Origin of the sequence: Escherichia sp. MOD1-EC7003 (assembly GCF_002965065.1) — a bacterium.
Taxonomy (GTDB): domain Bacteria; phylum Pseudomonadota; class Gammaproteobacteria; order Enterobacterales; family Enterobacteriaceae; genus Escherichia.
Genome location: NZ_PTRE01000049.1, coordinates 22,480 through 43,642 on the forward strand (window position 1 = coordinate 22,480; position 21,163 = coordinate 43,642).

General features: G+C 50.8%; 20 protein-coding genes and 2 pseudogenes. 16 read left to right on the forward strand and 6 right to left on the reverse strand.

Features of this window, described 5'->3' with window-relative positions:
* Window position 1 precedes the first annotated feature (1 nt).
* The 6 genes from sapD to pspF form a co-directional block, all read right to left on the reverse strand.
* Entirely contained in the window at window positions 2-994 is a 993-nt protein-coding gene (gene sapD / locus A7090_RS09450) for a peptide ABC transporter ATP-binding protein SapD (RefSeq protein WP_105273833.1), read from the reverse strand.
* On the reverse strand, window positions 994-1,884 hold the full coding sequence (sapC, locus tag A7090_RS09455) for a putrescine export ABC transporter permease SapC (protein WP_105273834.1): 891 nt from the start codon (window positions 1,882-1,884) through the stop codon (window positions 994-996). Before sapC ends, sapD begins: the two co-directional genes overlap by 1 nt.
* A complete protein-coding gene (sapB, locus tag A7090_RS09460) occupies window positions 1,871-2,836 on the reverse strand; it encodes a putrescine export ABC transporter permease SapB (protein ID WP_105273835.1) in 966 nt (321 codons plus the stop codon). The genes sapC and sapB overlap by 14 nt, the downstream gene beginning before the upstream one ends.
* Window positions 2,833-4,476, reverse strand: coding sequence for an ABC transporter substrate-binding protein SapA (gene sapA, locus A7090_RS09465; RefSeq protein WP_105273836.1), 1,644 nt, complete (start codon window positions 4,474-4,476; stop codon window positions 2,833-2,835). Before sapA ends, sapB begins: the two co-directional genes overlap by 4 nt.
* Window positions 4,477-4,702: 226 nt before the next feature.
* Complete coding sequence (locus tag A7090_RS09470; protein ID WP_105273837.1) at window positions 4,703-4,948, reverse strand: YmjA family protein; 246 nt, start codon at window positions 4,946-4,948, stop codon at window positions 4,703-4,705.
* Between the two features lie 97 nt (window positions 4,949-5,045).
* The gene (gene pspF / locus A7090_RS09475) at window positions 5,046-6,023 is read right to left on the reverse strand and encodes a phage shock protein operon transcriptional activator (protein ID WP_105273868.1); all 978 of its coding nucleotides are present in this window, start codon (window positions 6,021-6,023) and stop codon (window positions 5,046-5,048) included.
* A 166-nt stretch (window positions 6,024-6,189) separates the two neighbouring features.
* Between pspF and pspA the strand changes: the two genes are divergently transcribed.
* The 16 genes and pseudogenes from pspA (at window position 6,190) to ompG (ending at window position 21,130) form a co-directional block, all read left to right on the forward strand.
* The gene (pspA, locus tag A7090_RS09480) at window positions 6,190-6,858 is read left to right on the forward strand and encodes a phage shock protein PspA (protein ID WP_000511025.1); all 669 of its coding nucleotides are present in this window, start codon (window positions 6,190-6,192) and stop codon (window positions 6,856-6,858) included.
* Between the two features lie 53 nt (window positions 6,859-6,911).
* Window positions 6,912-7,136, forward strand: a complete 225-nt coding sequence (pspB, locus tag A7090_RS09485) for an envelope stress response membrane protein PspB (protein WP_001274963.1) — start codon at window positions 6,912-6,914, stop codon at window positions 7,134-7,136.
* The gene (gene pspC / locus A7090_RS09490) at window positions 7,136-7,495 is read left to right on the forward strand and encodes an envelope stress response membrane protein PspC (RefSeq protein ID WP_105273838.1); all 360 of its coding nucleotides are present in this window, start codon (window positions 7,136-7,138) and stop codon (window positions 7,493-7,495) included. Before pspB ends, pspC begins: the two co-directional genes overlap by 1 nt.
* 8 nt (window positions 7,496-7,503) lie before the next feature.
* On the forward strand, window positions 7,504-7,725 hold the full coding sequence (pspD, locus tag A7090_RS09495) for a phage shock protein PspD (RefSeq protein WP_001469239.1): 222 nt from the start codon (window positions 7,504-7,506) through the stop codon (window positions 7,723-7,725).
* A 74-nt stretch (window positions 7,726-7,799) separates the two neighbouring features.
* Window positions 7,800-8,114, forward strand: coding sequence for a thiosulfate sulfurtransferase PspE (gene pspE, locus A7090_RS09500; protein ID WP_105273869.1), 315 nt, complete (start codon window positions 7,800-7,802; stop codon window positions 8,112-8,114).
* A gap of 379 nt (window positions 8,115-8,493) precedes the next feature.
* Window positions 8,494-10,173 carry a sugar phosphorylase gene (locus A7090_RS09505; protein WP_105273839.1) on the forward strand — a complete coding sequence of 560 codons (1,680 nt, stop codon included), beginning with the start codon at window positions 8,494-8,496 and terminating at the stop codon, window positions 10,171-10,173.
* A 13-nt stretch (window positions 10,174-10,186) separates the two neighbouring features.
* Window positions 10,187-11,479, forward strand: a complete 1,293-nt coding sequence (locus tag A7090_RS09510) for an ABC transporter substrate-binding protein (RefSeq protein ID WP_105273840.1) — start codon at window positions 10,187-10,189, stop codon at window positions 11,477-11,479.
* Between the two features lie 20 nt (window positions 11,480-11,499).
* Window positions 11,500-12,381, forward strand: a pseudogene (locus A7090_RS09515) (carbohydrate ABC transporter permease).
* Window positions 12,368-13,210, forward strand: a complete 843-nt coding sequence (locus A7090_RS09520) for a carbohydrate ABC transporter permease (protein WP_000224669.1) — start codon at window positions 12,368-12,370, stop codon at window positions 13,208-13,210. Before A7090_RS09515 ends, A7090_RS09520 begins: the two are co-directional and overlap by 14 nt.
* A 30-nt stretch (window positions 13,211-13,240) precedes the next feature.
* Entirely contained in the window at window positions 13,241-14,293 is a 1,053-nt protein-coding gene (locus A7090_RS09525) for a zinc-dependent alcohol dehydrogenase (RefSeq protein WP_105273841.1), read from the forward strand.
* Window positions 14,294-14,310: 17 nt separating this feature from the next.
* The gene (locus tag A7090_RS09530) at window positions 14,311-15,099 is read left to right on the forward strand and encodes a sugar phosphate isomerase/epimerase family protein (RefSeq protein WP_105273842.1); all 789 of its coding nucleotides are present in this window, start codon (window positions 14,311-14,313) and stop codon (window positions 15,097-15,099) included.
* A 9-nt stretch (window positions 15,100-15,108) separates the two neighbouring features.
* The gene (locus A7090_RS09535; RefSeq protein WP_105273843.1) at window positions 15,109-16,164 is read left to right on the forward strand and encodes a Gfo/Idh/MocA family protein; all 1,056 of its coding nucleotides are present in this window, start codon (window positions 15,109-15,111) and stop codon (window positions 16,162-16,164) included.
* Window positions 16,161-18,428: a kojibiose phosphorylase gene (gene ycjT / locus A7090_RS09540; RefSeq protein WP_105273844.1), complete on the forward strand. Its 2,268-nt coding sequence runs from the start codon at window positions 16,161-16,163 to the stop codon at window positions 18,426-18,428. The genes A7090_RS09535 and ycjT overlap by 4 nt, the downstream gene beginning before the upstream one ends.
* Window positions 18,425-19,084: a beta-phosphoglucomutase gene (pgmB, locus tag A7090_RS09545; protein ID WP_105273845.1), complete on the forward strand. Its 660-nt coding sequence runs from the start codon at window positions 18,425-18,427 to the stop codon at window positions 19,082-19,084. The genes ycjT and pgmB overlap by 4 nt, the downstream gene beginning before the upstream one ends.
* Before the next feature lie 13 nt (window positions 19,085-19,097).
* A complete protein-coding gene (locus tag A7090_RS09550; protein WP_105273846.1) occupies window positions 19,098-20,180 on the forward strand; it encodes an ABC transporter ATP-binding protein in 1,083 nt (360 codons plus the stop codon).
* A 45-nt stretch (window positions 20,181-20,225) separates the two neighbouring features.
* Window positions 20,226-21,130, forward strand: a pseudogene (ompG, locus tag A7090_RS09555) (monomeric porin OmpG).
* The last annotated feature ends 33 nt before the right edge of the window (window positions 21,131-21,163 follow it).

The window sequence follows — 21,163 nt, forward strand, 5'->3', positions numbered from 1 at the left end:
CTCACTCTTTCTCCATGTTCAGTGGGAAATGGCAGGCATAGAGATGATTTTTCGCCCCCGTCAAACGTGGCGTCACAATGCATTCTCGTTGTGCATACGGGCAACGTGGTCCCAGACGGCACCCAATCGGTAACTGTTCCAGCAGTGGGATGGCACCGGGTAGCGTATTGAGTCGACTTTTATGCGGCATCGCGCTGCCGAAGTCTGGTATCGCGCGGATCAGCGCCTGGGTATAAGGATGATGTGGCATCGTCACCAACTCCTTACTCGGCGCAGTTTCCACCGTTTGACCGCAGTAAAGCACGTTAATTTTATCTGCCCATTGGCTAAGCATTTGTAAGTCATGGCTGATAAGCAAAATAGTGGTATTGCTGTTTTGGTTGAGACGCGTCAGCAGGCGAAAAATTTGCGCCTGGGTGGTTGGCTCCATTGAGTTTGTCGGTTCGTCAGCAATCAGCAGACGCGGTTGATTCGCCAGTGCAATGGCTATCATCACTTTCTGGCATTCACCATCGGTTAGCTCATACGGAAAACTGCGCATCGCATCTTTGTGATCTTTAATCCCCACGCGATGCAGTAGTTCAATGGCGCGACGTTTGCGCCAACCAAAACGCTGCCACCAACGGCCTTTATAGGTCCAGGCAGGGATATTTTGCATCAACTGACGACCCACACGTTCCGAAGGGTCAAGACACGACTGCGGTTCCTGGAAAATCATCGACACGTTGTGACCAACCAGCTTGCGCCGTTCGCGTGCGGAGAGACGTAGCAAATCGATATCATCAAAACGCATACGGTCAGCAGTAACACGCCAGTTATCTTTATTCACCCCACAAATCGCTTTCGCAATCAAACTTTTGCCGGAACCGGATTCGCCAACAAGACCGCGGATCTCACCTTCGGTTAAGGTCATACTTACGCGGTCGACGGCTTTAACCCACTCATCACCGGTTTTAAATTCAATGGTCAGGTTACGAATATCGAGTAATGGCATTATTCCACCCCCGCAATAATTGCACGACGGACACCGTCGCCAAGGAGGTTAACCAACAGCACGCTAATCATAATTGCCGCACCTGGCAGCATGACAGTCCACGGGGCGACATAAATCAGTTCAAGCGCATCACCGAGCATCGCTCCCCATTCAGGCGAGGGGAGTTGTGCGCCGAGATCGAGAAAGCCCAGCGCGGCGATATCGAGAATTGCCATCGACAGTGCGCGGGTGATTTCGGTGACTAGCCCGGCGGTGATGTTAGGCATCACAGCAAACCAGAGAATATTCAGCGTTGATGCGCCATCCAGACGGGCGGCGATAACGTACTCTTTTTCCAGTTCATCGTGCACCATGCTGTAAATCGAACGTACCATACGCGGCAGTAGCGCCAACCAGACGGCAAACATGGCGTGCGACAAACTCGGTCCGGCAAACGCTACAACGATAATTGCCAGCAGCAGGGAAGGGATCGCCAGTAAGGTATCCAGAATATGATTAAGCACCGCTGAGCGTAGGCCGTGCGTCGCCCCGGCGAAGGTGCCCAGTACCAGGCCACAGATCGTCGCGGCAAGCGTCACTACAAACGCACCACCCACGGTTGGCGCAGCTCCGCTCAGTAAACGGCTTAAAACATCGCGTCCGAGGTCGTCAGTCCCCAGGAAGAAAGACACTTCGCCATAGCGCGACCATGACGGCGGTAATAATTGATAACCGAGAAATTGCTGATCGATGCCGTAAGGCGTAAACCAGCCGCCAAAAATACACAATACAGCCAGCCCAGCGCAGCCGTACAGGCCGATCATCGCAGAGGCGTCACTATAAAATTTGCGCCAGGCGGTACGCAGCGTGCCCGGCGGGCGCTTTTCGCTGTATACGCTATCGTAAGGCATACCATTCCTTATGTTTCAGAGGGTTAGCCATGGCACCCAAAATATCAGAAATCACGTTAACAATAATGACCAGTGATCCACACACCATCACGCCAGCGGAAATGGCCGCGTAATCCTGCTGGCGGATGGCGTTTATTAACCAGCGCCCTAAACCCGGCCAGCTAAAAACCATTTCGGTGATCATCGCCAGCGTCAACATGGTGGAAAACTGTAAGCCCAGGCGAGGAATAACCGGAGGTAACGCGTTATGCAAAACGTGGCGACGCAAAATAGTAAAACGCGACAAACCGCGGGTCGCCGCCGCTTTCACATAGTTCTGGTCATACACTTCGATAGTGCTGATACGCATTAGTCGGATCACTTCAGTTGTTGGCGCAACCGACAGGGTGATCACGGGCAATACCATATGGCGAATTGCGCTAATGATCATTTCATCCCGCCATGGTGAGTCCGAAAGCCAGGCATCAATCAACGCAAAACCGGTAATCTGTTTCACTTCGTAGAGCAGATCGAAACGCCCTGAAACGGGTAGCCAACCTAGCGTGAGTGAACAAAACAGCGTCAACAGAAGCGCCAGCCAGAACACCGGGATTGAAAACCCCAGTAAGGCGATGGCGTTGATCAAGTTATCCTGCCACTTATGACGCGTAATCCCGGCAATCATGCCCACGGGTATCCCAACAATCAGCGCAAAACCGAAGGCGAGGATGCACAGTTCTATTGTCGCCGGGAAGACCTCTTTTAACTGTTCAGCAATCGGTTGACCGTTAATGCTGGAAACACCAAAATCCCAGTGGATCAGACCGTTAAACCAGAACACCCAGGCATTCCACAGTGAAGCACCTTGTAACGGCGCATGTGGGGTGAAATAGCTCAAGCTGAAGCCAACGAAGGTCAGCAGGAACAAAGTGACAATCAATAACAAAATGCGGCGTAAGGTGAAGATAATCATGGTTTTTTCACCTCATCCTGTTTCTCGCGATACACCCCAGCAAAGGAGGCATTACCAAACGGGCTAAGAACCAGCCCTTTGATATCGTACCGATAGGCCTGCAAGCGCAATGACGACGCCAGCGGCAGAATAGGTAATTCCTGCGCCAGGATACTTTGCGCTTCGTCATAGGCTTCAATACGAGCCGCCAGCTGCTGCGAGGAGAGTGCCCTACGCAACACGCTGTCGAATTTCGGATCGCACCAGTGGGCGAGGTTAGTCTGCGAATGAATTGCTGCGCAGCTCAGTAACGGACGGAAGAAACTGTCCGGGTCATTACTGTCCGTTGCCCACCCCGATAACGTCAGATCATGGCTCATATCCATCAACCGCGCCTCCTGAAAACGACCTTCTATCGGCACAATCACCACTTTTACGCCAACCTGTGCCATATCTGCCTGAATCAGTTCGGCGGTTTTCAGCGGACTGGGGTTCCACGCCTGCGAACGTGTGGGCACCCACAGTTTCAGCGTTAAGTTTTCCAGCCCCAACGACTTCAACTGTTCGCGCGATTTCGCCGGATTGTATTCAGTAATTTTAGCCTCGTTGTCATAGGCCCACGAGGCGCGTGGTAAAATAGAGGCCGCCGTTTCAGCCGTACCATAATAGATGGATTGCATCAGGCGTTGGTTATTGATCGCCAGTGCCAGCGCATGGCGCACGGCAGGGTTATTAAGCGGCGGTTTGGCGGTGTTAAATGCCAGATAGGCGACGTTCATTCCAGGACGCAGTGTTAAACGCAAGCGTGGGTCGTCACGCAAAATGGATAACTGGCTGGCAGCCGGCCAGGCCAGAACGTCGCACTCCCCAGTCAGGAGTTTCGACAGGCGTCCAGTACCGCCGGAGCCTAAATCCACCACCACCTGCGGCATTAATGGTTTACCGCGCCAGAAGTCATCATGACGTTGTAGGCGAATAAATTGCCCGGTGCGGTATTCCGACAACTGATACGGACCGGTGCCGACCGGCTGACGGTCGAGTTGCTCCTGGCGATCTTCTTTCTCTAACTTCTGGGCATATTCTGCCGACATGACCGATGCATAATGGGTCGCCAGGTGCCACAAAAAAGAAGCATCTGGCTGAGCCAGACGGAACTCAACAGTATGATTATCCAGTTTGCGGACGCTTTTAACGTTATCGGCAAATTGCAGACTGTCGAAGTAGGGGAAGTTGCTACCGTTGACGTTATGCCACGGGTTGTTGCGGTCAAAAATTCGCTGGAAAGTAAACACCACATCGTCGGCATTCATTTTACGAGAGGGAATAAACCAGTCGGTTTTTTGAAACGGAACATCGCGACGCAGGTGGAAGCGATAGGTCGCGCCGTTGTCGAGTACTTCCCAGCTTTCGGCAAGTTCCGGCATCAGGCGATAAGTATAGGGATCAACATCCAGTAGTCGATCATAAAACTGAGCGGCAAGGGTATCGACAATTAACCCACTGCTCGCTTTGGATGGGTTAAAGGTGTTGACTTGCCCGCTGACGCAATAGACAAAACCGCTGTTGCGGATATCAGCATGCGGAGGGGATTCAGGCGCGGCGATTGCCTGACCACTCACAAGTCCAGCAATCACCAAAAGAGACGATAGTACCTGGCGCATAATATTAAGGGATTTTATGTAAAGAGGCTATCTTACTAATATCTAATGACATTTGCCATTACCGTTTGTGTTCAGGGGTCGTAATGAGGGCCGTGTGGTTGGTCGTTGAACAGGTGGCGTCTCCATCAGTTCAACATTCACCCCGTGATTTCTTTATAACTATAACTCACAGAACGTACAGTGCGGCGTTTGTAAGAAACCAGCCAAAGCAGGCTTCAATAAATGGTTACTCATTACCCCATTGATTCAAAAACTCTGCGATCTCATCAATGCGTACGGGATTAATCCGCGCTTCAGCAGCCATTTCATGTTGTGCTTCTTCGCTGATCTCTTCATTGTTCATCAAACGGGTGAGCAGTAACTGGAAGTAGTGGGCCAGCGGTGTGCGTTCCGCGTCTGCGACAGGCTCTGCGCATTCGGTCGCGTACTCATCGGCAATATCAAAATATTTTAGCGGGATATCGTGGTTCATTATTTGCCCCTGGGGTTAATGCGCTAAGCATAAGGGCGAATGATAGCACTCGTGATCCGGGTCATACATCTTTTTATCTATTTACGGCCATGCCCAACTAAATCTGGTGCTTTTTTAGTAATGCGCGGAACTGATGATAGGTTAACCCCAGCAATTCAGCTGCGCGTTTCTGGTTATATTTCCCCTGTTGCAAACTGAGTTGCAGCAACTCTTTTTCCTGTTGCATCTGAAACTCACGTAAATCCAGCGGCAGCGTCGGAAGCGAGGTGGTTTCTGAAACGGCGATGGCTTCTTTAGGTGGACGCCGTTTAAAGGGATCAATAATGATGTCATCAAGCGGATAATCGCTGGTGCCGTGGCGATACACTGAACGTTCCACCACGTTTTTCAATTCACGAATATTTCCCGGCCAGCGATAATTCAGCAACGTTTCTCTGGCGCGTTCGGTAAAACCCGGGAACAGAGGCAGCTTGATTTCCCGACACATCTGGATGGCAAAGTGTTCTGCCATCAACATAATGTCGCTTTCGCGCTCGCGCAGTGGTGGCAGTTGCACAACATCAAAAGCCAGCCGGTCGAGCAGGTCAGCGCGAAAAGTACCTTCATTGACCATCGCCGGAAGATCTGCATTAGTAGCGCATACCAGCCGGACATTCACCTGCAATGGCTGGCTGCCGCCAACGCGCTCCAGTTCACCGTACTCAATCACGCGCAATAATTTTTCCTGCACCATCATCGGTGCCGTAGCAAGTTCATCAAGAAATAGCGTACCGCCGTCGGCACGTTCAAAACGTCCTGGATGACGTTTTTGCGCACCAGTAAACGCGCCAGCTTCGTGACCAAACAGTTCGGAATCCAGCAGATTTTCATTTAACGCCGCGCAGTTAAGGGAAATAAACGGCCCTTGCCAACGAGAAGAGAGATAATGCAGACGGCTGGCGATCAGCTCTTTACCTGTGCCGCGTTCGCCGATGATGAGCACCGGTTTGTCCAGAGGTGCGAGATGCGAAACCTGTTCCAGCACTTCGAGAAAGCTGTTCGCCTCACCGAGTAAGTTATCTTTGTATTCTGCCATGATGAAATTCACCACTTGTTAGTGTAATTCGCTAATTCATCCTGGCATGTTGCTGTTGATTCTTCAATCAGATCTTTATAAATCAAAAAGATAAAAAATTGGCACGCAAATTGTATTAACAGCTCAGCAGGACAATCCTGAACGCAGAAATAAAGAGGACAACATTATGGGTATTTTTTCTCGCTTTGCCGACATCGTGAATGCCAACATCAACGCTCTGTTAGAGAAAGCGGAAGATCCACAGAAACTGGTGCGTCTGATGATCCAGGAGATGGAAGATACATTGGTTGAAGTACGTTCTACTTCGGCGCGTGCGCTGGCAGAAAAGAAACAGCTGACTCGCCGTATTGAACAAGCATCGGCTCGTGAAGTTGAATGGCAGGAAAAAGCTGAACTGGCGCTGCTGAAAGAGAGAGAGGATCTGGCGCGTGCGGCGTTAATTGAAAAACAGAAGCTGACCGATCTGATTAAGAGCCTGGAACACGAAGTGACGCTGGTGGACGATACGCTGGCACGCATGAAGAAAGAGATCGGCGAGCTGGAAAACAAATTGAGCGAAACACGCGCTCGCCAGCAGGCATTAATGTTACGCCATCAGGCGGCTAACTCGTCGCGCGATGTGCGTCGTCAGCTGGACAGTGGCAAACTGGATGAAGCAATGGCTCGTTTCGAATCTTTCGAACGTCGTATTGACCAGATGGAAGCGGAAGCAGAAAGCCACAGCTTCGGTAAACAAAAATCGCTGGACGATCAGTTTGCCGAACTTAAAGCCGATGATGCAATCAGCGAGCAACTGGCACAATTAAAAGCCAAAATGAAGCAAGACAATCAATAATAACATCCAGGCGGCGTCCGAACGCGCCGCCGCTCATCGTCTAAGGAGTACTTATGAGCGCGCTATTTCTGGCTATTCCGTTAACCATTTTTGTGCTGTTTGTTTTACCGATCTGGTTATGGCTGCATTACAGCAATCGTTCCGGTCGCAGTGAATTGTCGCAAAGTGAGCAGCAGCGATTAGCACAACTGGCTGATGAAGCAAAACGGATGCGCGAGCGTATTCAGGCGCTGGAATCCATTCTTGATGCAGAACATCCGAACTGGAGGGATCGCTAATGGCAGGCATTAATCTCAATAAAAAATTATGGCGTATTCCACAACAGGGTATGGTCCGCGGCGTCTGCGCGGGGATTGCTCACTATTTTGATGTACCGGTAAAACTGGTGCGTATCCTGGTGGTGCTGTCGATTTTCTTCGGCCTGGCGCTGTTTACCCTGGTTGCTTACATCATTTTGTCATTTGCGCTTGATCCAATGCCGGACAACATGGCCTTTGGTGAGCAGCAACCTTCCAGCAGCGAATTGCTGGATGAAGTCGACCGTGAACTGGCGGCAAGTGAAACGCGTTTACGCGAGATGGAACGCTATGTCACTTCCGACACTTTCACGCTGCGTAGCCGTTTCCGTCAATTGTGAGGAAAGTTATGAATATTCGCTGGCAACAGGCCGGGCAAAAGGTGAAGCCTGGTTTCAAATTAGCAGGCAAGCTGGTACTTCTTACCGCACTGCGCTACGGCCCGGCAGGTGTGGCGGGTTGGGCGATAAAATCAGTTGCTCGCCGACCGCTGAAAATGTTGCTGGCTGTGGCGCTGGAACCGCTGTTAAGTCGGGCTGCCAATAAACTGGCGCAGCGCTATAAAAGGTGAGGGGCGTTTCGCAAAAATTGTTAAATTTCAGGCGTATCATGGGCGGCAATTTTCATCCATATAAGGACGTTTACATGTTTAAAAAAGGCTTACTTGCGCTGACACTGGTGTTTTCACTGCCCGTTTTCGCCGCAGAACACTGGATCGATGTTCGTGTTCCAGAGCAGTATCAGCAAGAGCACGTTCAGGGGGCTATCAATATTCCCCTGAAGGAAGTGAAAGAGCGCATTGCCACCGCCGTTCCGGATAAAAACGACACCGTGAAAGTGTATTGCAATGTCGGACGCCAGTCAGGGCAGGCAAAAGAGATCCTGAGCAAGATGGGATATACCCACGTTGAGAATGCTGGTGGCCTGAAAGACATCGCCATGCCGAAGGTCAAAGGTTAAAAGAATTTACCATGAGCGGCGCTTCGATGCTGCAAATTGCTGACAAAGTGCACCTTGTTCATGCCGGATGCGGCGTAAATGCCTTATCCGGCCTATAATATTACTAAAATTCAATATATTACAATTTCTGGTAGGCCTGATAAGCGTAGCGCATCAGGCAATCTCACGTTTGTCATCAGTCTCTGTCACTTATGCACTATTTTCTTTTCTGTCACACCTTATTAACATCCCCATAGATTATTTGCGTCAGCTCACAAATACGCTTTTTCCCTGGTAAAAAATGATTTCCTGCGTGACTAAAACCCTTGTGCTCAATTGACAGTTTATTTTCTGCGGAGTAGTCTCTCGTTTCATGGGATCGCTACCACGGAAAGGCAACATGAAACAGAAAATTACGGACTACCTGGACGAGATCTACGGTGGAACATTTATCGCGACTCATTTGCAGAAACTTGCAACGCGTCTTGAGAGTGCAAAACGATTAATTACACAGCGACGTAAAAAACACTGGGATGAAAGTGATGTCGTGTTAATTACTTATGCCGATCAATTTCACTGTAATGATTTAAAACCACTACCAACATTTAATCAATTTTACCATCAATGGCTGCAAGGCATTTTTTCGCATGTTCATTTATTACCATTTTATCCATGGTCATCTGATGATGGATTTTCGGTAATTGATTATCATCAGGTCGCCAGTGAAGCAGGGGAGTGGCAAGATATTCAACAACTCGGTGAATGCAGCCATTTGATGTTTGATTTTGTCTGCAACCATATGTCGGCAAAAAGTGAATGGTTTAAAAACTATTTACAACAGCAGCCTGGTTTTGAAGATTTCTTTATTGCCGTTGACCCGCAAACCGATCTCAGTGCCGTTACTCGCCCGCGTGCGTTACCGTTATTAACGCCATTCAAGATGAGCGATAATACAACGCGCCATTTATGGACGACGTTTAGCGACGATCAAATTGATCTTAATTACCGTAGCCCTGAAGTGTTGCTGGCGATGGTAGATGTTTTACTGTGTTACCTTGAGAAAGGTGCTGAGTATGTCCGTCTGGATGCTGTTGGCTTTATGTGGAAAGAGCCGGGAACAAGCTGCATCCATCTGGAAAAAACACATTTGATTATCAAACTGTTACGGGCGATTATTGATGACGTCGCGCCAGGTACAGTGATTATTACCGAGACTAATGTTCCGCATAAAGACAATATTGCTTACTTTGGCAACGGCGATGATGAAGCGCATATGGTGTATCAGTTCTCGCTGCCACCGCTGGTGCTACATGCGGTGCAAAAACAGAACGTCGAGGCGCTGTGCCAGTGGGCGCAAAGTCTGAGCTCGCCCTCCAGTAAAACGACCTGGTTTAACTTTCTCGCCTCTCACGATGGCATCGGGCTGAACCCACTGCATGGCTTGTTACCAGAAAGCGAAATATTAGCGCTGGTCGAGGCATTACAGCAGGAAGGGGCATTAGTTAACTGGAAAAATAATCCCGACGGTACGCGTAGTCCGTATGAAATGAATGTCACTTATATGGATGCGTTAAGCCGTCGCGAGTGTAGCGATGAAGAACGTTGCGCCAGGTTTATCCTTGCCCATGCGATTTTGTTAAGCTTCCCCGGTGTGCCAGCGATATATATTCAAAGCATTCTGGGGTCGCGTAATGATTATGCCGGTGTCGAAAAACTCGGATATAACCGTGCGATTAACCGTAAAAAATATCACAGTGAAGAGATAACCCGAGAACTGAACGATGAAGATACATTAAGGCATGCGGTATATCATGAGCTGTCGCGTTTAATTACACTTCGTCGCAGTCATAACGAGTTTCATCCGGATAATGATTTTACCATCGATATTGTTAATTCATCCGTAATGCGTATTCAAAGAAGCAATGGGGATGGTAATTGTCTGACAGGATTGTTTAATGTCAGTGAAAATATTCAGTATTTAAATATTACTGATCTGTATGGTCAGGATCTGATTAGTGAAGTTGATATATTGGGTAATGAAATAACGCTGCGCCCCTGGCAGGTTATGTGGATTAAATAAAAAGGAACATCTCATGATTAAATCAAAAATCGTGCTGTTATCAGCACTGGTTTCCTGCGCCCTGATTTCAGGCTGTAAAGAAGAAAATAAAACCCATGTGTCGATCGAATTTATGCATTCTTCGGTGGAGCAGGAGCGTCAGGCAGTTATTAGTAAATTGATTGCCCGTTTTGAAAAAGAAAACCCAGGTATCACCGTAAAACAAGTGCCAGTGGAAGAAGATGCCTATAACACTAAAGTCATTACCCTTTCACGTAGCGGCTCGCTGCCAGAAGTGATCGAAACCAGCCATGACTACGCCAAAGTTATGGACAAAGAGCAGCTTATCGATCGCAAAGCGGTTGCCTCGGTCATCAGCAACGTCGGTGAAGGCGCGTTTTACGATGGCGTACTGCGTATCGTGCGTACAGAAGATGGTAGCGCATGGACCGGTGTTCCTGTCAGCGCCTGGATTGGTGGCATCTGGTATCGCAAAGATGTGCTGGAAAAAGCGGGGCTTGAGGAGCCGAAAAACTGGCAACAGCTGCTAGAAACTGCGCAAAAACTGAACGATCCGGCGAATAAAAAATACGGTATTGCACTACCTACAGCAGAAAGCGTGTTGACGGAACAATCTTTTTCCCAGTTTGCATTATCTAACCAGGCCAACGTCTTTAACGCCGAAGGCAAAATCACCCTTGATACGCCAGAGATGATGCAGGCGTTGACCTATTACCGCGACCTCGCCGCCAACACAATGCCGGGTTCCAACGACATCATGGAAGTGAAAGATGCCTTTATGAATGGCACTGCGCCGATGGCGATTTACTCCACGTATATCCTTCCGGCGGTGATTAAAGAGGGTGACCCGAAAAATGTTGGTTTCGTGGTGCCAACCGAGAAAAATTCCGCGGTCTACGGCATGTTGACTTCGCTCACCATTACCGCTGGACAGAAGAGCGAAGAGACAGACGCGGCTGAAAAATTTGTCACCTTTATGGAACAGGCAGACAACATTGCCGACTGGGTGATGATGTCGCCAGGCGCGGCGCTGCCGGTGAACAAAGCGGTTGTCACTACCGCCACCTGGAAAGACAACGACGTTATTAAGGCGCTGGGTGAATTGCCGAATCAATTAATCAGCGAGCTGCCGAATATTCAGGTCTTTGGCGCAGTAGGGGATAAAAACTTTACCCGCATGGGCGATGTCACTGGTTCTGGCGTAGTGAGTTCGATGGTGCATAACGTCACCGTGGGTAAAGCCGATCTCGCCTCCACGCTGCAAACGAGCCAGAAAAAGCTGGATGAGCTGGTCGAACAGCACTAAACCCAGGACAGGAATCCGCAATGAACAGGCTTTTTTCAGGTCGTTCCGATATGCCCTTTGCGCTGCTGCTTCTCGCGCCCAGTTTATTACTGCTGGGCGGTCTGGTGGCGTGGCCAATGGTGTCGAATATCGAAATCAGTTTTTTACGTCTGCCGCTCAATCCCAACATCGAGTCAACGTTTGTTGGGGTGAGTAACTACGTGCGTATCCTCTCCGATCCCGGCTTCTGGCACTCGCTGTGGATGACGGCCTGGTATACCGCGCTGGTGGTGGCGGGCAGCACCGTTCTTGGGTTGGCAGTGGCGATGTTTTTCAACCGCGAATTCCGGTTGCGCAAAACCGCGCGTTCGCTGGTGATCCTCTCCTACGTAACGCCGTCTATTTCGCTGGTGTTCGCCTGGAAATACATGTTCAACAACGGCTACGGCATTGTGAACTACCTCGGCGTCGATCTTCTGCATCTCTATGAGCAGGCGCCGCTGTGGTTCGATAATCCGGGCAGTAGTTTTGTGCTGGTGGTGCTGTTCGCCATCTGGCGCTACTTCCCGTATGCCTTTATCTCGTTTCTGGCGATTTTGCAGACCATCGACAAATCGCTGTACGAAGCGGCAGAGATGGATGGCGCTAATGCCTGGCAGCGGTTTCGCATCGTCACGCTGCCCGCAATTATGCCGGTCCTGGCGACGGTGGTGACCCTGCGCACGATCTAGATGTTTTACATGTTCGCTGATGTTTATCTGCTGACGACCAAGGTCGATATTCTCGGTGTCTATCTCTACAAAACCGCCTTTGCCTTTAATGACTTAGGGAAAGCGGCGGCGATCTCGGTGGTGCTCTTCATCATTATTTTCGCTGTCATTCTGCTGACCAGGAAACGGGTGAACCTCAATGGCAACAAATAAACGCACACTCAGTCGCATCGGTTTTTACTGCGGGCTGGCGCTGTTTCTCATCATCACGCTGTTTCCGTTTTTTGTGATGCTGATGACCTCGTTCAAGAGCGCGAAAGAGGCGATCTCGCTGCATCCTACGCTGCTGCCGCAGCAGTGGACGCTGGAGCATTACGTCGACATTTTTAATCCGGTGATTTTCCCCTTTATCGACTACTTCCGTAACAGCATGGTGGTGTCGGTGGTTTCATCCGTGGTGGCGGTATTTCTCGGCATCCTCGGGGCTTATGCGCTTTCCCGCCTGCGCTTTAAAGGGCGAATGACCATCAACGCCAGCTTTTACACGGTGTACATGTTCTCCGGCATTTTGCTGGTGGTGCCGCTGTTCAAAATCATCACCGCGCTTGGCATTTACGACACCGAGATGGCGCTGATCATCACCATGGTGACGCAAACGCTGCCCACCGCCGTATTTATGCTGAAAAGCTATTTCGACACCATCCCTGATGAGATTGAAGAGGCGGCGATGATGGATGGCCTCAATCGCCTGCAAATCATTTTCCGTATTACCGTGCCGCTGGCGATGTCCGGGCTGATATCCGTGTTCGTCTACTGCTTTATGGTGGCGTGGAACGACTATCTGTTTGCGTCGATTTTCCTCTCCAGCGCCAGCAATTTCACCTTACCGGTGGGCCTGAACGCACTCTTCAGTACGCCCGATTATATCTGGGGACGAATGATGGCCGCCTCGCTGGTGACTGCATTACCGGTAGTGATTATGTATGCGCTTTCGGAACGTTTTATTAAGAGTGGTTTGACCGCCGGTGGCGTGAAGGGCTAAAGCGGCCAGTTTTTTGACAAGGAGTTTTAAATGAAAAAGTTAGTAGCCACAGCACCGCGCGTTGCAGCGCTGGTTGAGTATGAAGAACGGGCGATTTTAGCCAATGAAGTGAAGATCCGTGTGCGTTTCGGTGCACCCAAGCACGGGACGGAAGTGGTCGATTTCCGCGCCGCCAGCCCGTTTATTGATGAAGATTTTAACGGTGAATGGCAGATGTTTACTCCACGCCCGGCAGATGCGCCGCGCGGGATTGAGTTCGGTAAGTTTCAGCTTGGCAACATGGTAGTTGGCGACATTATCGAATGTGGCAGCGACGTTACTGACTACGGGGTGGGCGACAGCGTATGCGGCTACGGTCCGCTCTCCGAGACGGTCATCATTAACGCAGTGAATAACTACAAGCTGCGCAAAATGCCGCAAGGCAGCTCCTGGAAAAACGCCGTCTGTTACGACCCGGCGCAGTTTGCCATGAGCGGTGTGCGTGATGCCAACGTGCGCGTGGGGGATTTTGTGGTGGTGGTAGGGCTTGGCGCAATTGGTCAAATTGCCATTCAACTGGCAAAACGCGCTGGCGCTTCGGTGGTGATTGGCGTCGACCCTATAGCCTATCGCTGTGAAATTGCCCGTCGCCACGGCGCGGATTTCTGCCTTAACCCCATTGCCACTGACGTAGGCAAAGAGATCAAAACGCTGACCGGCAAGCAGGGTGCCGATGTGATTATCGAAACCAGCGGCTATGCCGACGCGCTGCAATCGGCGCTGCGCGGTCTGGCTTATGGCGGCACTATCTCTTATGTCGCGTTTGCTAAACCGTTTGCCGAAGGTTTTAACCTCGGACGCGAAGCGCATTTCAATAACGCAAAAATTGTTTTCTCTCGCGCGTGCAGCGAACCGAACCCGGATTATCCGCGTTGGAGCCGCAAGCGTATCGAAGAAACCTGTTGGGAACTGCTGATGAACGGCTACCTCAACTGCGAAGATTTAATTGATCCGGTGGTTACTTTTGCCAACAGCCCGGAAAGCTACATGCAGTATGTCGATAAGCATCCGGAACAGAGCATCAAAATGGGCGTCACGTTTTAATTCTAAGGATTGGAAAAATGAAAATAGGCACACAGAATCAGGCGTTCTTCCCGGAAAATATTCTGGATAAATTTCGTTATATCAAAGAGATGGGTTTTGATGGTTTTGAGATTGACGGCAAACTACTGGTGAACAATCTCGAAGATGTCAAAGCGGCGATTAAAGAAACCGGTTTACCCGTGACCACCGCCTGCGGTGGCTATGATGGCTGGATTGGCGACTTTATCGAAGAGCGTCGTCTTAATGGTTTAAAGCAGATCGAGCGCATTCTCGAAGAGCTGGCAGAAGTGGGCGGTAAAGGTATCGTCGTTCCGGCTGCATGGGGCATGTTTACTTTCCGCTTACCGCCGATGACTGCACCGCGCAGCCTGGACGGCGACCGCAAAGCAGTGAGCGATTCCCTGCGTTTTCTGGAACAGGTGGCCGCGCGTACTGGAACTGTGGTGTATCTCGAACCGTTAAACCGTTATCAGGACCACATGATCAACACGCTCGCCGATGCTCGCCGTTACATCGTCGAAAACAATCTTAAACATGTGCAGATTATCGGCGATTTCTATCACATGAACATCGAAGAAGATAACCTGGCGCAGGCGCTGCATGACAACCGCGACCTGCTCGGTCATGTGCATATTGCTGATAACCATCGCTATCAACCTGGCAGCGGCACCCTCGATTTCCACGCGCTGTTTGAACAGCTGCGTGCCGATAACTATCAGGGTTATGTGGTGTATGAAGGGCGTATCCGGGCAGAAAATCCTGCTCAGGCGTACCGTGATTCTTTGGCCTGGTTGCGTACCTGCTAAGAGGTCTTTGTGAAAAGTGCAATGACAAGCTCTCCGCTGCGTGTCGCGATAATAGGCGCAGGCCAGGTGGCGGATAAGGTTCATGCTTCGTACTACTGCACACGCAACGATCTGGAACTGGTGGCTGTCTGTGACAGCCGCCTTTCCCAGGCGCAGGCGCTGGCAGAAAAATACGGGAATGCATCGGTATGGGACGATCCGCAGGCTATGCTGCTGGCGGTGAAACCTGATGTGGTTAGCGTTTGCTCACCTAACCGTTTTCACTATGAGCATACCCTGATGGCGCTGGAAGCGGGTTGCCATGTCATGTGCGAAAAACCGCCCGCCATGACCCCCGAACAGGCGCGGGAAATGTGTGATACCGCGCGCAAACAGGGCAAGGTCCTGGCCTACGACTTCCATCACCGGTTTGCGCTCGATACGCAACAACTGCGTGAACAGGTGACGAATGGCGTACTGGGGGAAATCTACGTCACCACCGCCCGCGCACTGCGTCGCTGTGGCGTTCCCGGTTGGGGCGTCTTTACCAATAAAGAACTGCAAGGCGGCGGTCCGCTTATCGATATCGGCATTCATATGCTGGATACGGCGATGTATGTGCTGGGCTTTCCGGCGGTGAAAAGCGTGACTGCGCACAGTTTTCAAAAAATCGGCACGCAAAAGAATTGTGGTCAGTTTGGTGAGTGGAACCCAGCAACCTACAGCGTCGAAGATTCGCTGTTTGGCACCATTGAATTTCTAAACGGCGGCATTCTGTGGCTGGAAACGTCATTTGCACTCAACATCCGCGAACAGTCGATTATGAACGTCAGCTTTTGTGGCGATAAAGCGGGGGCGACGCTGTTTCCGGCGCATATTTATACCGATAACAACGGTGAATTAATGACATTGATGCAACGGGAAACGGCAGATGACAACCGCCATCTGCGCAGCATGGAAGCCTTTATTCATCATGTACAGGGCAAACCTGTGATGATTGCCGACGCCGAGCAGGGATACATCATCCAGCAACTGGTGGCGGCGTTGTATCAATCCGCAGAAACAGGGACGCGTGTGGAATTATGACCAGGCCAGTAACGTTAACGGAACCCCATTTCAGCCAGCATACCCTGAACAAGTATGCTTCGCTGATGGCGCAGGGGAACGGCTATCTTGGGCTTCGCGCCAGCCATGAAGAAGATTACACGCGCCAGACGCGCGGCATGTATCTGGCGGGACTGTATCATCGAGCGGGTAAGGGTGAAATCAACGAACTGGTGAACCTGCCTGATGTCGTGGGGATGGAGATTACCTTGAATGGTGAACTTTTTGCGCTATCCCGCGAAACGTGGCAGCGTGAGCTTGACTTTGCCAGTGGCGAATTACGCCGCAACGTTGTCTGGTGTACCAGCAGTGGCGCGCGTTACACCATCGCCAGCCGTCGCTTTGTTTCGGCAGACCAACTGCCGCTGGTTGCACTGGAAATCACTATTACTCCGCTGGACGCTGACGCGTCAGTGTTGATCTCAACGGGTATTGACGCCACGCAAACCAACCACGGACGACAACATCTCGACGAAACCCAGGTGCGAGTGTTTGGTCAGCATTTGATGCAGGGGATCTATACCACTCAGGATGGACGCAGTGATGTGGCAATCAGCTGTCGCTGCCAGGTGAGCGGTGACGTTCAGCATTGCTATACGGCCAAAGAGCGCCGATTGCTGCAACATACCAGTGCACAACTGCCCGCGGGTAAGACGCTGACGCTGCAAAAGCTGGTGTGGATCGACTGGCGGGACGACCGACAAGCCGCTTTAGACGAGTGGGGCAGTGCGTCGCTTCGTCAGCTTGAAATGTGTGCACAGCAGAGTTACGACCAACTTCTTACAGAATCGACAGAAAACTGGCGTCAATGGTGGCAGAAACGTCGTATCACGGTAAACGGCGGCGATGCGCACGATCAGCAAGCGTTAGATTATGCGCTTTATCATCTGCGCATCATGACGCCTGCCCACGACGAGCGCAGCAGTATTGCGGCAAAAGGTTTAACCGGCGAAGGCTACAAAGGCCACGTTTTCTGGGATACAGAAGTATTTTTGCTACCGTTCCATCTGTTTAGCGAACCGACGATTGCCAGAAGTTTACTGCGTTATCGCTGGCACAACTTGCCAGGCGCGCAGGAGAAAGCGCGACGCAACGGCTGGCAGGGCGCGCTATTTCCGTGGGAAAGCGCGCGCAGCGGCGAAGAAGAGACGCCGGAATTTGCCGCCATTAACATCCGCACCGGACTGCGCCAGAAAGTGGCCTCGGCTCAGGCAGAACATCATCTGGTGGCCGATATCGCCTGGGCGGTTATTCAATACTGGCAGGTCACGGGGGATGAAAGTTTCATCGCTCACGAAGGCATGGCGCTACTTCTGGATACCGCAAAGTTCTGGATTAGTCGCGCGGTAAGGGTTAGCGATCATCTGGAAATTCATAATGTTATTGGACCAGACGAATATACCGAACATGTCAATAATAACGCCTTCACCAGCTATATGGCGTATTACAACGTCAAGCAGGCGCTGAACATTGCTCGTCAGTTTGGCTGTAGCGACGACGCATTTATTCATCGTGCCGAAATGTTTCTCAAAGAGTTGTGGCTGCCAGAAATTCAGCCCGATGGCGTTTTGCCGCAGGATGATTCGTTTATGGCGAAACCGGCGGTTAATCTGGCGATATACAAAGCGGCGGCGGGAAAGCAAACCATTCTGCTGGATTATTCACGCGCAGAAGTGAACGAGATGCAGATCCTCAAGCAGGCCGATGTGGTGATGCTCAATTACATGCTGCCGGAGCTGTTCTCAGCGGCATCGTGTCTCGCCAATCTGCAATTTTATGAACCGCGTACCATTCACGACTCGTCATTAAGTAAAGCAATTCACGGCATTGTTTCCGCTCGCTGTGGCCTGCTGGCGCAGGGATATCAGTTCTGGCGCGAGGGTACTGAAATCGATCTCGGTGCTGATCCGCATAGCTGTGATGACGGTATCCACACTGCTGCAACTGGCGCTATCTGGCTGGGGGCGATTCAGGGTTTTGCCGGGGTGAGTGTGCGTAACGGCGAATTACATCTGAATCCGGCGTTACCTGAGCAGTGGCAACAGTTGTCTTTCCCTCTGTTCTGGCAGGGCTGCGAATTACAGGTCACTCTCGACGCGCAGCGTATTGCAATTCGAACTTCTGCGCCCGTTTCATTGCGTTTGAACGGTCAGCTTATATCCGTGGCTGAAGAATCTGTTTTCTGTTTGGGGGATTTTATTTTGCCCTTTAATGGGACCGCCACCATACATCAGGAGGATGAATGAAACTGCAAGGCGTAGTTTTCGATCTGGATGGTGTAATCACCGATACCGCGCATCTGCATTTCCAGGCGTGGCAGCAGATTGCCGCTGAAATTGGCATCAGCATTGATGTGCAGTTTAACGAATCCCTAAAAGGGATCAGTCGCGATGAGTCCCTGCGGCGCATTCTGCAACTCGGGGGCAAAGAGGGCGACTTTAACATGCAAGAGCGGGCGCAACTGGCGTATCGCAAAAATCTGCTCTACGTCCATTCACTGCGCGAACTGACGGTTAATGCTGTGCTGCCCGGTATTCGCAATTTGCTGGCAGAGCTCCGTGCACAAGAGATTCCTGTAGGGCTGGCTTCTGTCTCCCTGAACGCACCGACGATTTTAGCGGCGCTGGAGCTGCGCGAGTTTTTCACCTTCTGCGCGAATGCATCTCAGCTTAAAAACTCCAAACCGGACCCGGAAATCTTTCTCGCCGCCTGTGCCGGGCTGGGCGTGCCGCCGCAGGCATGTATCGGCATTGAAGATGCGCAGGCGGGCATTGACGCCATTAACGCCAGCGGTATGCGCTCGGTGGGGATCGGCGTGAGCTTAACTGGGGCGCAACTGTTGCTGCCCTCAACGGAATCACTGACCTGGCCACGGTTATCGGCCTTCTGGCAAAACGTATAGCAAAGGAATCAACATGGCACAGCTTTCGTTACAACATATTCAAAAAATCTACGATAACCAGGTGCATGTGGTGAAGGACTTCAACCTGGAGATTGCCGATAAAGAGTTCATCGTTTTTGTTGGCCCTTCTGGCTGCGGTAAATCGACCACGCTGCGCATGATTGCCGGACTGGAGGAGATTAGCGGCGGCGATTTGTTGATCGATGGTAAACGAATGAACGACGTTCCGGCCAAAGCGCGCAATATCGCGATGGTGTTCCAGAACTATGCGCTTTATCCGCATATGACGGTCTACGACAACATGGCGTTTGGCCTGAAGATGCAAAAAATCGTCAAAGAGGTGATTGATGAACGAGTTAACTGGGCGGCGCAAATTCTCGGCCTGCGTGAGTACCTGAAACGCAAGCCGGGGGCGCTTTCCGGCGGGCAACGCCAGCGTGTGGCGCTCGGACGGGCGATTGTGCGCGAAGCGGGTGTGTTTTTGATGGATGAACCGCTTTCTAACCTGGATGCCAAGCTGCGCGTACAGATGCGCGCAGAGATCAGCAAACTGCATCAGAAGCTGAACACTACCATGATCTACGTTACCCATGATCAGACCGAAGCGATGACCATGGCGACGCGGATTGTGATTATGAAGGATGGAATTGTCCAGCAAGTTGGAGCGCCAAAAACAGTTTATAACCAACCGGCGAATATGTTTGTTGCCGGCTTTATAGGATCACCTGCGATGAATTTTATTCGCGGAACGATCGATGGCAATAAATTTGTTACGGAAACGCTTAAATTAACCATTCCTGAGGAAAAACTAACGGTCTTAAACACGCAGGAAAGTTTGCATAAGCCTATTGTGATGGGAATACGTCCGGAAGATATTCATCCGGAAGCGCAAGATGAAAATAACATTTCTGCCAAAATAAGCGTGGCAGAATTAACCGGTGCGGAATTTATGCTCTACACCACGGTTGGGGGGCACGAGTTAGTGGTTCGTGCTGGTGCATTAAATGATTATTATGCAGGAGAAAATATCACTATTCATTTTGACATGACAAAATGTCATTTCTTTGATGCAGAAACGGAAATTGCAATCCGCTAAATGAAAAGGGGAAGGCATTCCCCAAGGATACTACAAGGAACAATAATGAAAAATTTATTACCCTGTACCGCACTGGTGATGTGTGCGGGAATGGCTTGCGCACAGGCAGAAGAAAAGAACGAGTGGCACTTTAATATCGGTGCGATGTATGAAATAGAAAACGTCGAAGGTTATGGCGAAGATATGGATGGACTGGCAGAGCCTTCGGTCTATTTTAATGCCGCCAACGGTCCGTGGAGAATATCGCTGGCCTATTATCAGGAAGGGCCGGTAGATTATAGCGCCGGTAAACGCGGAACGTGGTTCGACCGCCCGGAACTTGAAGTACATTATCAGTTCCTCGAAAGCGATGATTTCAGTTTCGGCCTGACAGGTGGTTTCCGTAATATGGCTATCACTACGTTGATGAACCGGGTAAAGACACGGCGAATATGCAGCGTTGGAAAGTGGCTCCAGACTGGGATGTGAAACTGACTGACGATTTACGCTTCAACGGCTGGTTGGCGATGTATAAGTTTGCCAACGATTTGAACACGACCGGTTACGCTGATACCCGTGTCGAAACGGAAACAGGTCTGCAATATACCTTCAACGAAACGGTTGCCTTGCGAGTGAACTATTATCTTGAGCGCGGCTTCAATATGGATGATAGCCGCAATAACGGTGAGTTTTCCACGCAAGAAATTCGCGCCTATTTGCCGCTGACGCTCGGCAACCACTCGGTGACGCCGTATACGCGCATTGGGTTGGATCGCTGGAGTAACTGGGACTGGCGGGATGATATTGAACGCGAAGGTCATGACTTTAACCGTGTTGGTTTATTTTACGGTTATGACTTCCAGAACGGTCTCTCCGTTTCGCTGGAATACGCGTTTGAGTGGCAGGATCACGACGAAGGCGACAGCGATAAATTCCATTATGCGGGTGTCGGGGTGAATTACTCGTTCTGATAATGTGCTACATTGCCGGATGCGGCGCGAGCG

Excerpts from the sequence above, each read along its gene's own strand:
- sapD (WP_105273833.1), bottom strand. The coding sequence starts at position 994 with ATGCCATTACTCGATATTCGTAACCTGACCATTGAATTTAAAACCGGT.
- sapC (WP_105273834.1), bottom strand. The coding sequence starts at position 1,884 with ATGCCTTACGATAGCGTATACAGCGAAAAGCGCCCGCCGGGCACGCTG.
- sapB (WP_105273835.1), bottom strand. The coding sequence starts at position 2,836 with ATGATTATCTTCACCTTACGCCGCATTTTGTTATTGATTGTCACTTTG.
- sapA (WP_105273836.1), bottom strand. The coding sequence starts at position 4,476 with ATGCGCCAGGTACTATCGTCTCTTTTGGTGATTGCTGGACTTGTGAGT.
- A7090_RS09470 (WP_105273837.1), bottom strand. The coding sequence starts at position 4,948 with ATGAACCACGATATCCCGCTAAAATATTTTGATATTGCCGATGAGTAC.
- pspF (WP_105273868.1), bottom strand. The coding sequence starts at position 6,023 with ATGGCAGAATACAAAGATAACTTACTCGGTGAGGCGAACAGCTTTCTC.
- pspA (WP_000511025.1), top strand. The coding sequence starts at position 6,190 with ATGGGTATTTTTTCTCGCTTTGCCGACATCGTGAATGCCAACATCAAC.
- pspB (WP_001274963.1), top strand. The coding sequence starts at position 6,912 with ATGAGCGCGCTATTTCTGGCTATTCCGTTAACCATTTTTGTGCTGTTT.
- pspC (WP_105273838.1), top strand. The coding sequence starts at position 7,136 with ATGGCAGGCATTAATCTCAATAAAAAATTATGGCGTATTCCACAACAG.
- pspD (WP_001469239.1), top strand. The coding sequence starts at position 7,504 with ATGAATATTCGCTGGCAACAGGCCGGGCAAAAGGTGAAGCCTGGTTTC.
- pspE (WP_105273869.1), top strand. The coding sequence starts at position 7,800 with ATGTTTAAAAAAGGCTTACTTGCGCTGACACTGGTGTTTTCACTGCCC.
- A7090_RS09505 (WP_105273839.1), top strand. The coding sequence starts at position 8,494 with ATGAAACAGAAAATTACGGACTACCTGGACGAGATCTACGGTGGAACA.
- A7090_RS09510 (WP_105273840.1), top strand. The coding sequence starts at position 10,187 with ATGATTAAATCAAAAATCGTGCTGTTATCAGCACTGGTTTCCTGCGCC.
- A7090_RS09520 (WP_000224669.1), top strand. The coding sequence starts at position 12,368 with ATGGCAACAAATAAACGCACACTCAGTCGCATCGGTTTTTACTGCGGG.
- A7090_RS09525 (WP_105273841.1), top strand. The coding sequence starts at position 13,241 with ATGAAAAAGTTAGTAGCCACAGCACCGCGCGTTGCAGCGCTGGTTGAG.
- A7090_RS09530 (WP_105273842.1), top strand. The coding sequence starts at position 14,311 with ATGAAAATAGGCACACAGAATCAGGCGTTCTTCCCGGAAAATATTCTG.
- ycjT (WP_105273844.1), top strand. The coding sequence starts at position 16,161 with ATGACCAGGCCAGTAACGTTAACGGAACCCCATTTCAGCCAGCATACC.
- pgmB (WP_105273845.1), top strand. The coding sequence starts at position 18,425 with ATGAAACTGCAAGGCGTAGTTTTCGATCTGGATGGTGTAATCACCGAT.
- A7090_RS09550 (WP_105273846.1), top strand. The coding sequence starts at position 19,098 with ATGGCACAGCTTTCGTTACAACATATTCAAAAAATCTACGATAACCAG.